Genomic DNA, 11,875 nt, shown 5'->3' on the forward strand with positions numbered 1-11,875 from the left:
ATTTGCCCCTGGCGTAATACATGGGGGGAAGTTTACCCCCTGACTTACTCGTTGACAACGAGTGACTAATTTGTAATATGGTCACAAGTCAGTGCAACGTTTATGGTGAAAAAATATGTTACCCAAGTCTCCTGTTATCGTCCTTACCGTGGCTGGTTTGTTAGCCGGTTGCGCTGTCGGCCCTGATTACACCCGGCCTGCCGTGTCAATGCAGGAAAAATACCTGGGTCAGGAGGCGGTAAATCAACGGCACGCCGCCACCCGTGCCGAGCTTCTGACGTGGTGGGAGGGCTTCGGCGACCCGCAATTAACCCGATTTGTCACGCAAGCGTTGCAGCAGAATCTTTCCCTGGCGCAGGCTTCCGCGCGGGTCATACAGGCTCGTGCCGGTCTTGGCGCGGCGAATGCCGCACTGCTGCCTTCCGGCAACCTTTCCGGTCAGGCGGGCCGTGCCTACCAGTCTGTCGAAACCCCGTTGGGGCGAGTATTGAATTCGACGCCGAATTTTGACCGCTACGGTAATAGCTACGAGGCTGATCTTGGCGCCAGTTGGGAGCTGGATGTGTTCGGCGGCCTGCGCCGCGGACGCGAAGCGGCTCTTGCCGAGTATCAGGCGTCTGAAGCGGGAGTGGCGGCAACCCGTCTGGCGGTGGCCGCGCAGACCGCTGACATCTACATCAGGATTCGTGAATTACAGGCCCGCCTGAATGTCGCCCGTCGGCAAGTGCAAACGCAGCAGGATTTGCTCGCCACCATCAACCGTTTGTATGGCAAAGGGTTGGCGGCAGAGCTTCAGGTAAAACAAACCGAAGGCGCGTTGGCGCAGGTGCAGGCATCGGTGCCGGTTTTACAAACCGCGCTGGATACGGCAATGAACGCGCTGGATGTGATGCTGGGGTCAGCGCCGGGCACGAACCGGGCTGTACTGGCTGAGACCAGCGCCATTCCCGCCGCGCCGCAAATCGCCGCCACCGGTACGCCGGGTGAGCTGCTTCGACGCCGACCGGACTTGATCGTGGCGGAGCGTCGCTTAGCCGCCTCCAACGCGCGTATTGGTGTCGCCATTGCCGAGTATTACCCCAAATTTTCCCTGAGCGGGCTGCTTGGCAGCGCGACGACGGTATCCAGTAGCAACCTGTTTAGCAACGGCGCCAGCCAATCGTCCGGGGTGATTGGTTTGCGCTGGCGGCTGTTCGATTTCGGCCGCATCAATGCGCAGATCAATCAGGCCAAAGGCCAGGAAGCCGAGATGCTGGCGGCCTATCGGCTGGCGGTATTGCAGGCGACTGAAGATGTGGAAAACGCCTTCTCGGCGCTGGTTAACCATGAGGAGCAGGCCCGCGTGCTGACACAAGGGGTTGATTCACTCAGCCGGGCGCGGGATGCCGCATTTGCGGCCTATCAGCACGGCACCCTTAGCCTGATCGAGGTGCTGCAAGCCGACGACAGTCTGCTGCGAGCTTCTGATGCGCGACTTCAGGCGCAAGCCGAATCCGCCCGTGCGGCGGTCGCAGCGTTCAACGCGCTCGGCGGCGGCTGGCAACCCGGCGACACGGGGGAGGCCGCACCCAGTCAGCACAGCAAGAGCGGCGTTTAACTGTTATTCATCACACTGATTGTTGGGCCCATATGATGACGAAATTATTACCGAACGCCAATCGAAGCCACGAGCCGACCGCCAAACAATTGACCACGGATATTCTGGTCGGCCCCATCTTGCCGGTCATGCTGCGTCTGGCGTTGCCGACGGTGGCGGTGTTGGTGGTGCAGACACTCGTAGGTGTGATGGAAACCTACTTTGTCAGCTCACTTGGCGCCGATGTATTAGCCGGGGTGGCGGTGGTCTTTCCCGTGTTGATGCTGATGCAAATGATGGCGAATGGCGGCATCGGCGGGGGATTGTCATCGGCGATATCACGGGCATCGGGTGCCGGTCGATGGCAGGATGTGCAGGCGTTGGTCTGGCACGGTGTGATGATCGCGATGGTCATGGGGGCGGTGTTTGCCGGTCTTCTTCTTATTGGCGGTGAGGCGCTATATCGCGTCATGGGGGTTAACGGGCCGTCGCTTGCTGCCGCGCTGGCCTATTCCAATCTTGTGTTTGCCGGGGCACCGCTGGTCTGGCTGGTTGCGTTGCTGTCTGCCGCTCTGCGCGGCGCGGGCGACACGAAAACCCCGGCGCGTATCACCTTGCTGGGGGGCGCTATTTTGCTGCCGCTCTCTCCTGCATTGATCATGGGATGGGGGCCGCTACCCTCGTTTGGCGTCGCCGGCGCGGGGATAGCGATACTGATTTATTATTTGTTTGCCACGTTATTGCTGATCAGGCATATGCGTTCAACCCACAGTGTCATCAAGCTGTCAATCACACCACTGAGTTCCCGATTATTCAAAGAGGTGCTTGGCGTGGGTTTCCTGTCGGCCATCGGTACTGTGCAGATCAATTTGACCGTTACCGTAGTGACTGCTGTTGTCGGGCTGTTCGGGCCGGATGCCATCGCCGGGTATGGCATTGCTTCACGGCTGGATTATCTGCAAATCCCGCTGCTGTTTGGGCTGGGGACGGCGATCATGACCATGGTCGGCGTCAATATCGGTGCGGGGAAAAGGCAGCGCGCACAACGTATTGCCTGGGTTGGCGCCGCCGTCGCGTTTATGTTTACCGAGTTAATCGGGCTGGTCGTGGCGGTTTATCCGCGCCTTTGGCTTTCGCTGTTTAGCGACGATCCAGCCATTCTGGCGGCAGGAACCCACTACCTGCAAAACGTCGCGCCGTTTTATGGCGCCATCGGCATTGCTATGGCGCTTTATTTTGCCGGTCAAGGCGCGAAAAGCGTGCTCTGGCCGGTACTCGCCGGGACGGTACGCATGGTGATCGCGGCGGTTGCCGGGGGACTGGCCGTCACACGGTTTGAAGCCGACCTGGCATCGCTTTTCAACATCATCGCGTTAAGTGCGTTTGCTTATGGCGCTATCACCGTCGTGGCCAGTTTAACCCTTGGGCGCGTAAATCGGTTGGTGGCCTCGACGACATCTGCCGAGCGGTAAGCCGCTCGCATCCTGCGTCTTGTACGGGGGGGCCGCTCAGGGCCGGAGGGTGACGCGGTGTTCGACATCGCTCCGCCCTGCTGGTGACTACGCTCGGTTTGACGGGCGATCGGGGCGCGCAATTCAGGTTGGGTTCTTTTTATGTGCGCACAGTATTTATCATGCGAGACCCTCATTCTGGTCGTGTGGAATAGCGGCCCGGCGGCATGGCGTCGCCGGGCCGATGCGTTACGACGTCAGAATGTCTGCCAGTTATCGTCGCGGTTCTTCCTGCCGCCCTGGTTGCTGAAGGTCGGCAGCGCTGCGGCGGGCGCAGTGGTCGCCAGCGCCGGACGACGCTGCGGGGCGCCTGGACTGTCAGGCAGTTGGAATACCGCCACCGCCGAGGTTAACTGGCGGGCCTGATCCTCCAGTGATGCCGATGCCGCGGCGGATTCCTGCACCAGTGCGGCGTTTTGCTGGGTGACGCCGTCCATTTCCGTTACCGCCTGGGCTATCTGGGTGATGCCGCGTTCCTGTTCAATCGAAGCGGAAGCGATTTCCCCTATCAGGTCAGTCACCTGGGTGACGGCGCGAATAATGTCGTGGATGGTTTCCCCGGTACTGGCGACCTGCTCGGAACCGGTGTTGATGCGGATGACCGATTCGGAAATTAACCCCTCAATCTCTTTGGCGGCTTGGGCGCTGCGCTGCGCCAGGTTGCGCACTTCGCCTGCCACTACCGCGAATCCCCGGCCTTGCTCGCCGGCGCGGGCGGCTTCTACCGCAGCGTTCAGCGCGAGAATGTTGGTCTGAAAGGCGATGCTGTTGATGACGCTGGTGATATCGACGATTTTGCGTGAGCTTTGGGTGATGTTATTCATCGTCGTGACGACATTATCCACCAGTTCGCCGCCATTCTTCGCCATGTGCGAGGCATCCTGCGCCCGTTTGTTGGCCTGGGAAACGTTGTCGGCGTTTTGTTTCACGGTGGCACCCAACTGTTCCATGCTGGCGGCGGTCTGTTCCAGTGCGGAGGCTTGTTGCTCGGTACGGGCAGAGAGATCGTTGTTGCCGACGCTGATTTCGCCCGCGCCTTGATAGATGGCGTGAGCGCTATCGCGGATCAGGCTAACGGTACGAATCAGGCTTTCTTGCATGTCGCGCAGGTAAGGGATGAGTTGGCCGATATCGTTACGGCCCAGATCGCTGATGGCGTGATGGAGCTGGCCATCGGCAAGCGTTTTAAAATGGTTGCGGATATGGCGCAACGGCATAAGCAGGCAGGCCACCAGATAGCGGTCAGTGAGAAACAGGATCACCATGCCCAGCACCAATGCGCCGATCAGCGCTTGCTTGCAAGTCGCGATCATGGCTTCGATATTTTGGTCATTACGCTGGTTCTGCTGTTCCAACTGCTGCAGGTACTGCTCGCTGGCTTTGCTGAATGCGATGCTGATGGGGGGAAGCTTGGTGCGGGTAAATGCCCTGAACTGTTCGAGATCCCCTTTGTTTAGCAGGTCGATCATGTTGGCGATCTCGACATGGATCTGGCCCCAATGCGCCAGAATGCCTTGTAATACCTCATTGGAGATGCCGGTATGAGACGACGCAGTGAACGTTTTCAGATCATGAATACTGAGGTTGATGGTATCTGATGCGGATTGCACCAGCTTTTTGGCATTATCGTTGTCACCGATCTGAAAAAGATCGGCGGCCATAAATAACCTGACCGAGGTACGAAAATACGCTTCAGTGCCGTGGCTCATGCTCTCAGCATTTCGCTGCTGTGTCTGATTAAGTTGCAATAATGTATTAACGTGATTTAGGGAGGAGAGTTCCAGCCAGGAAATAGCACACCAAAGTAATAAAAAAATAGACAGTATCGCGAGCATTGCCTTGCGGATGGTTATATTTCTAATGTATTTCATAAAGTTATTCCTGCTTTATTGTTATTGACTCTTTTCCGGGATATGAAGAAAAAGTTTTTTAATGTTGCTGCTTTGGTAAGAGAAATACCGTCATCCTCCATGATGAATACAACAAAAATATATCGGCATGGTTTACCTCTTCATCATTACTTTTTTATCTCAACGAGGGAATAACAGGGGGTATTTATTGGGTTAAGCAATAAATGAAATGACAACCCGATAAACCAAGACCTCAATTCATTCGCGTGACAATCAGCAAGCAAGTGAGCGGATCTCGATGCGCTGAGTCATGCCCTAACCGATCACCGGCATAGCCAAAGCCTGCGACATGTTTGCCACCGTGTGGCGACCTGTTGCGCCGTCGCCTTCTGTCCGCTCAAATTATTTGGGGTATCGATTGCTGCACAGGCATACTGTCGAACGATGTCTTGCCGGGAGAGAACTATGACAGTCGCGGATCCTTCAACCACCATTCGTTTCCTGATGGCGTCACGCCAGTGTGAACTGAACAGTTTGCGGGGGTTGCTGCAGAGCGGCGAGCTGGTCGGACGTATCAGCCAATTGGTGCATATGCTGCAACGTGAACGCGGCACCACCAATCTTTTTTTGTGCTCCGGCGGGCGCCTGTGCGCCGATGAGCTGTTGTTGCGCGAACAGGATGTCACTCAGGCGCAGGCGCAATTTATGGTGCAGGTGGGGGTATTGGAACAACGCGCAGTCAGCCTGCCGCAGGCCAGCAGATTGTTCAGCCGCACCGCGAGTGTTCTTTACTCTCTCGGCTTGTTGCCTGGGTTGCGTCAGCAAATTCGTCAGCACAATCTGCCGCAGCCGGACGCGATGGCGGCGTTCAGCGACGCAATACGCCATCTGTTGACGTTGGTGTTCGAGGTGTCGGATACCGCGGCGGAACCGGTGATTGCCCGGGCGTTGATCGCCATGTTCAGCTTTATGCAGGGTAAGGAGCTGGCGGGGCAGGAGCGGGCGCTGGGGGCAGCTGCCTTCGCCGCCGGCGGTTTTTCCCCGACGGAACAGCAAACGCTGCTGGATCTGATCGAGCGGCAGGAGCGTTGTTTCGATACCTTCGTCAGCTTTGCGGATGACGACAACCGCGCCGCCTGGCAGACGTTGGTGACGGATCGTGAGTTTGAGCGCCTGCGTCGGCTGGCCTGCACTCGCCTGCCGGAGAATATGCCGCCGGACGGCAGTCTGCATTGGTTTGCGCTGGCAACGACCCGTATTGATGCAATGAAGCACATTGAGGACAACCTGGAACAGGCGCTGATGCGTCTGTGTCGGGAGCGTATCGCGGCGGCGGAACAGGCCTGTCTCGACCAGCAGGCGGATGTATCCGGCCTGCTGCCGGCGCCGGACGGCGATGATCACGGCTATTCGGTGTTTATCGCCGCGCCCGATATGGCGGAGGCGGGCGCCGGTTGGCTGGATAGCGACGGCGTGCGGCCGCAGTTGGGACGTTCACTGTTGTCGCTGGTACAGCAACAGGCGCGGCGTTTGCAGTCGTTGGATAATGAACTGGCGGAGATGCGCGCCACGCTTAGCGAGCGCAAACAAATCGATCGTGCCAAAGGGTTGCTGATGCAACATCGCGGCCTGAGTGAAGAAGAGGCCTATAACACCTTGCGGCGTATGGCGATGAACCAGAATAAGAAGCTAGTGGAGATCGCCGCCGCCATGTTGGCGGTCGCGGATGTGCTGGGGGATCCCGATTGAAGGGGTTAAACATGCAACGGCCACCTGTGTCGCTTTCTGAAAATACCGGAGTAAGCGCTGCACATTGTTATCACCCGGGTATTCGGGCGCCCGGTGGATGTACCATCAAGGCGTAAAACACCGCTCTTATGATTGCGCTACATCCATGAGCGCCAGCCTAAGGTGATATTCAATAAAGTCTGCCTTAAGGCGGCTATAAATATGGCTATTGCTTTTACTGGTGAGTATTGCGGCACGTTTTATTTCAGCGTATTGCTGTGCGGCTTTAGGGTTTTTCCTCAGATAGTCACGAAATGCCAGATGTTTGATAATTTGCTTATCGCCAACGACGAAAGCATGAACCTGATGACTACGCTGATCCCCACCTTTGGTGAAATATCGTCGATTAGGGATCCCATTTTCACCACGAGCGGTATACCCAATACATTCCAGAGCCGCGTTAAACTGATCCAACGCATTGAGACTTACCACCTCCAGCAATATATCTATCACGGGCTTCGCTGCCAGACCTGGCACTGACGTGCTGCCAATGTGGTGGATGCGCGAAATGACCTTGCCAATGGTTTGCTGCAACCGTGCACTCTCGGCGGTAAAAACATCAGGCCATCGCGTGTCGTAATCAACAACTGCCACTGTCCGCATTGCATTTTCCCTTTTTTTATGATGGTTTGCCCATCATAAACCGGCACGTTTTTCCGAACCATCGACAGCACCATTATGGCGATCAACGAGGGGAATATTCACCACGTCCAATCAGCATTCAGCGTTAGTGATGTTCTACCGCCAATCATCACCAGGCATGGATTGGGCGCATGCAATTTAATTAATCGGCGGTTGATTGGCGACGGGGAATGGCTTGCGTAGCCATTCCCCGTTTGGGAGGGATCTACGTGGTCTACTTCGCCCCAGAATGACTGGCGGCGGATATGGCGTTCCAGATGAATTTCCCTGTATCCGGGCGATAAATATCACTATGGGCATTGCCGCCAGTGTTGGGCTGGTTGAAGCGGATCAGGCGCGAGGCGTCAATATAGGTAATCGGGCTGTTGAGCGCGGTAACGGGTTTGGCTGTGCCGCACTGTCCCGCGCCATCGACGATGTCGCCATTCGCACATGCTGTCTTGCAGGATACGCGGTCGCTTTTGTTGTCTTCGCAAGTGCGCTGGTAAACGAAAGCATTACCGACCATATCGACCCACAGTGATGAGCTTACGGCGGAATCATAGCGGCTGGCAGTCATGACGATATGTTTTGCTGCAGCACAGTCATTGTACTGAATCTTTTCGACGCTGCCGGTAAGAAACCGGCGGAGTGACACCGCCGGTTCAAGCCCGATAAACAGATCGACCACCGGGCTGCCTTGAGTGCGAACCGGCGATGCGGGAACACGGAATTGAGGCCCCTGACAGACCGCCATAGAGACGGCTCTGGCACCAAAACTGTGGCCGATGGCGATCAGCGGTATCGCCTCGGGACGGTTCTTGCCGCGTTGATTGATGGTGCTGTGTACGGTATCCACAATACTCCCCAGCCAACTGGCGCCTATTTCATCCGCGTCATCCGCTTTGTTGGGATAGCTGGCAAGACGAACCGCGACGTCAAACCAGTTTTCGTCCCAGTAACTTGACCAGGTCACACCGACGAATAATGGATTAAAGGGTTGATTCTGCTGGCGAGCGACGGCATCAAGATGGGACATGATGCTGTTGAAATTCCGTATGGCTTCGATTTGCGGCGTATTCCATCCCATGACGACGACGATAGCGTGAGTATAAGGATGGCCCGACCGGTTGTGTTCATCGATACTGGCGAGCAAGGCGGTCTTAAGCGCTTGTAATCCTTCTCTGGAACCCTCAAACGCCTGGCGGGGAGGAACCGTATGGCTGATGGGGGAAGCATTGCTGGATTGTGCCGGCGGGCAGAAAGAGAACAACGGACTGGCGGCTCTTTCAGCGGCTGCTACGTCGTGGGGGAATAAGGGCGACGGATTGTATACCGAGTAAACGGCACAGTTCTCACGGCCATACGGCAGCCCACGGTCATGAATGATGTGCGAGATATAATGTGTTTTGTAATCCTTATCCAGACGGCGAATCACCCGGGACATCCCCTCTTGCGGTTGGGCGCGGTAATTGTCGTCGCCGGCACCGATAAGGGTGCGAGGCGATTTATCCAGGCCGACGATAAACCCGTCGAAGTTCAAAGCCACCGACTCCGGATTATAAAGTACGTCATGATAAATACCGTTGTCGCCTAATACGCCGCCGCGGGTATGAAGGGCACTTTCGTCTGCCGAATAGTAATGAATATCTTTGCTACTGCATCCCAGTAACAACAGGGTGAGCATGAGAATAATGGTTGAGCGATTTTTTATTTTCATCACAGAAACCTCTTGCTGTGTGTTGAGAATGGTGTGCTGATTTTTTAATTATGGGAAAGCGTTTTGTTTTTATAAAAATAAAAAAGATGAACTGTGAAATATAAAACTATCCGTTTTAATCCGGAAAAATATATCAAACAGTGATAACTAAATAGTGTATTCGCCATGCGGTATGTTGGTGGTCTTTATTCGCGCCAGCTTCCTGGCTATCTAAGCATGCGGGAAATCACGCGCTGGCCATTTTCCAACGGCTGGAATGATTTAGCAGATAGATAAAACAGGGCGATATGTGCTTTCAAGTTTAGAAGGCGGTTTCTCTTCTGGCAATATCAGGCGATAGCGTGCGGGTATTGACGCTGCGGCGCGGATCGCAAAAACGATGATATCCGGCATAGTCGGCACGGTGGGAGGGCCGGATATGGTGCGGCTTGCCACGCAAGACCATCAACACGTCCACTGTATGGCGGGGGCACAAAGTGATTGATGGCTCGGGCGGGTGATCGTCGTGGGGCCGACCACGGCATGAGCTTATCCGTAAGCCCGATAAACAACATAATGAGGCCCGATATCACCGCGCAGATAGCGAATGAGTTGACATCAGAGATAAGCGCAAGATTGACACTTTATCGACGGGGCATCGGCGGTATTTACCGTTCCGGACATACCGCTAATTGCTTGTGTCGGGTCGCTGTCGTTTTTCTGTCGTGGTGAACGATTCATCCATCTATCACTATCCACTGCATTGATCATCAGGACGGCTGGCAAGAGGTATTAACATGATGCTATTTTCAAGCGCATCTTTATGGGTGTGGTGTCTGTTGTTTTTTCTGATAAGAAGAGGCGTGTCTGCATTAAAACCAAGGAAAATACCGGTCAGTAGAATTTTTATTGTGCCGGTGGTGTTTCTAGTCATTAGTGTATGGCACCTGAATGACTTTATTTTTTATCCATCGTTATTGTCTTATGTTTTTTCTTGGATTTTATTATGTGCCATAAGAGTGGCATTTTTATGGAACCAGACGGTCGTATATGATGCCGATACAGGCCTTATCGAGCGATCCGGTAGCCCTCTTGTGCTTATTTTGGTGATGGCGTCTTTTGGTTTTAAGTTTGCCATGTATTTCCTCTTGGCAAGAAACCCAATGTTATCGCAGGATTATTACTTTTCATGCCTATGGGGGATAGGTTCAGGTATTATCACCGGGCTCTCCTGGGGCGGCTTGCTGTACACCCTATATACGCTAAATAATTCGAATTGCAGGAAGGCGGCGACGCCGCGAACCCCCAGAAATTGACTCAAGTAAGCGACTGGGGGAGCGAGGAAAGCCAACGCAGTGATTTCAGTACGCAACCCCAATCTGAACACGATGGTGGGTCGGTTTCTCTATTTCATCCAGAATAGCGCGTGCATAGTCGATGCCGCTAATCGCCGACTTGCCATCTTCATCAAATAATGCGACTTCGCCGCCGATTCGATAACAACCGACATCTTTACCCGGCGTCCATGCAGAAAATTCCAAAGCTGGCGAAACGAATAACCAATCGACACCGGTGGTGTCTACAAACAGGTTATTGAGCACATCGAGATTTTCTTTCGCTTCCGCAATAATTTCTATCGGAGTGCCGGCGGGAAATTCTTCAGCCTCAATCATGCGGGGCGCGCCGTCGGCTCTCCTCAGACAAGAAAAGCCGCCAACCAGAACAAGTCGTGCCCCAGCTTCTGCTGCCAGTTCGGTCAATCTCTTATAGAACTGCGTCAGCTTACCGGCATTATCGCCACACGGAGAGAGCGCGCCGACAACAACATCTGTACCTGCAAATATCGTGTCAATATGTTCAATATCCGAAGCAACATAAGTCACGCCCTGGATGGCGTCAGTGGGTTCTTTACGGCTAATGACCGTGACCTGATGCCCACGCTTGGTCGCCTCGCGAGCAATTGCGGAACCCGCATAACCGGTACCACCGATAATTGTAATCTGCATATTTTTCTGCATCACTTTTCCTTTTAATGAGGTGCGAATGAGGCCTAATCGACGATGTCATTCGCGATTAAAGAAAGACGATATTTATTTGCCTCTGTGTAGGCGGTCGATATTGGTTGCCTAATATATAAAGCGCCTCTGATGTGCACAATTAGTCATATTTTTATATCCAGGTCATATTGATATGACCTTTTAAAAAGAGGTATGTGCATTAACGTCATGTTTCATCAAGCATTGCGGGTATGACCGGTATCGCGCAATTTGGTGGGTGATGGGTTTCTTTTGAGCGAGGGAGCAGATTGCTGAATTCAGACTGGGTTCCTTTCAGTCGATTGACTCTTTTGCGGTGTTATTTCGTTGTATGTCGGTATGGCGTTGCCTTTAACGTGTAGCTCAAGTGGCGAAAGTGATATGAAGCGGGCAAACTGACTCCTGTCGTGGAAGTGAGCGACATGGTTTCTGTCTCGGGTTGACTGTGGTTGGGCTGAAAGACACCGCCGCAGAGGCCGGCAGGGGACACATCAGTACATGGGGCAAGGCCCAAAGGAGTATGAATGACAAAACCAACAGGTTTATTGCCGCCAGCTGGCACGAGAGCGTTCAGAATTCTGTGTCACGTTAAAAATTCTACAGCGTCATCACGTTATTTAGTCGCCCTTCAAAATAAATGGCCAACTGTGACAATGTCAAATTCCAGCTCTGGATGGGCATTGTCCATTTTTCCTGTGCGTTCATTAGCCCCAGATAAAGCAGCTTCAACAGACTGTTTTCATTCGGGAAAGCACCTTTGGTTTTGGTCAGTTTCCTGAACTGTCTGTGCACCG

General features: G+C 54.2%; 8 protein-coding genes and 1 pseudogene. 4 read left to right on the plus strand and 5 right to left on the minus strand.

Annotation, left to right across the window (positions count from 1 at the left end; all coding sequences use genetic code 11):
* Nucleotides 1–115 precede the first annotated feature (115 nt).
* A complete protein-coding gene (locus HEP82_RS07705; protein WP_192457541.1) occupies nucleotides 116–1,597 on the plus strand; it encodes an efflux transporter outer membrane subunit in 1,482 nt (493 codons plus the stop codon).
* A gap of 32 nt (nucleotides 1,598–1,629) precedes the next feature.
* Nucleotides 1,630–3,048, plus strand: a complete 1,419-nt coding sequence (locus HEP82_RS07710; RefSeq protein WP_192457542.1) for an MATE family efflux transporter — start codon at nucleotides 1,630–1,632, stop codon at nucleotides 3,046–3,048.
* Between the two features lie 236 nt (nucleotides 3,049–3,284).
* Here the strand turns inward: HEP82_RS07710 and HEP82_RS07715 are convergent, their stop codons facing one another.
* Nucleotides 3,285–4,958, minus strand: a complete 1,674-nt coding sequence (locus HEP82_RS07715; protein ID WP_192457543.1) for a methyl-accepting chemotaxis protein — start codon at nucleotides 4,956–4,958, stop codon at nucleotides 3,285–3,287.
* 444 nt (nucleotides 4,959–5,402) lie between these two features.
* On the opposite strand from HEP82_RS07715, the gene HEP82_RS07720 reads away from it, so the two are divergent.
* Nucleotides 5,403–6,686: a nitrate regulatory protein gene (locus HEP82_RS07720; protein ID WP_192457544.1), complete on the plus strand. Its 1,284-nt coding sequence runs from the start codon at nucleotides 5,403–5,405 to the stop codon at nucleotides 6,684–6,686.
* 126 nt (nucleotides 6,687–6,812) lie between these two features.
* On the opposite strand, the gene HEP82_RS07725 is transcribed toward HEP82_RS07720, so the two are convergent.
* A complete protein-coding gene (locus tag HEP82_RS07725) occupies nucleotides 6,813–7,328 on the minus strand; it encodes a GrpB family protein (protein ID WP_192457545.1) in 516 nt (171 codons plus the stop codon).
* Between the two features lie 253 nt (nucleotides 7,329–7,581).
* Nucleotides 7,582–9,066, minus strand: coding sequence for a hypothetical protein (locus HEP82_RS07730; protein ID WP_192457546.1), 1,485 nt, complete (start codon nucleotides 9,064–9,066; stop codon nucleotides 7,582–7,584).
* Between the two features lie 776 nt (nucleotides 9,067–9,842).
* On the opposite strand from HEP82_RS07730, the gene HEP82_RS07735 reads away from it, so the two are divergent.
* On the plus strand, nucleotides 9,843–10,361 hold the full coding sequence (locus HEP82_RS07735; protein WP_192457547.1) for a DUF6622 family protein: 519 nt from the start codon (nucleotides 9,843–9,845) through the stop codon (nucleotides 10,359–10,361).
* A gap of 45 nt (nucleotides 10,362–10,406) precedes the next feature.
* Here the strand turns inward: HEP82_RS07735 and HEP82_RS07740 are convergent, their stop codons facing one another.
* Nucleotides 10,407–11,063 (minus strand): NAD(P)-dependent oxidoreductase, encoded by a 657-nt coding sequence (locus tag HEP82_RS07740; protein WP_192457548.1) that lies wholly within the window; start codon nucleotides 11,061–11,063, stop codon nucleotides 10,407–10,409.
* Nucleotides 11,064–11,678: 615 nt separating this feature from the next.
* Nucleotides 11,679–11,875: pseudogene (locus HEP82_RS07745) on the minus strand (IS256 family transposase); the annotation flags it as partial.

Source organism: Musicola keenii (assembly GCF_014855505.1).
Taxonomy (GTDB): domain Bacteria; phylum Pseudomonadota; class Gammaproteobacteria; order Enterobacterales; family Enterobacteriaceae; genus Musicola; species Musicola paradisiaca.

What these genes read in the sequence shown, in the direction of transcription:
- HEP82_RS07705 (WP_192457541.1), top strand. Translation starts at nt 116, where the DNA reads ATGTTACCCAAGTCTCCTGTTATCGTCCTTACCGTGGCTGGTTTGTTA.
- HEP82_RS07710 (WP_192457542.1), top strand. Translation starts at nt 1,630, where the DNA reads ATGATGACGAAATTATTACCGAACGCCAATCGAAGCCACGAGCCGACC.
- HEP82_RS07715 (WP_192457543.1), bottom strand. Translation starts at nt 4,958, where the DNA reads ATGAAATACATTAGAAATATAACCATCCGCAAGGCAATGCTCGCGATA.
- HEP82_RS07720 (WP_192457544.1), top strand. Translation starts at nt 5,403, where the DNA reads ATGACAGTCGCGGATCCTTCAACCACCATTCGTTTCCTGATGGCGTCA.
- HEP82_RS07725 (WP_192457545.1), bottom strand. Translation starts at nt 7,328, where the DNA reads ATGCGGACAGTGGCAGTTGTTGATTACGACACGCGATGGCCTGATGTT.
- HEP82_RS07730 (WP_192457546.1), bottom strand. Translation starts at nt 9,066, where the DNA reads ATGAAAATAAAAAATCGCTCAACCATTATTCTCATGCTCACCCTGTTG.
- HEP82_RS07735 (WP_192457547.1), top strand. Translation starts at nt 9,843, where the DNA reads ATGATGCTATTTTCAAGCGCATCTTTATGGGTGTGGTGTCTGTTGTTT.
- HEP82_RS07740 (WP_192457548.1), bottom strand. Translation starts at nt 11,063, where the DNA reads ATGCAGAAAAATATGCAGATTACAATTATCGGTGGTACCGGTTATGCG.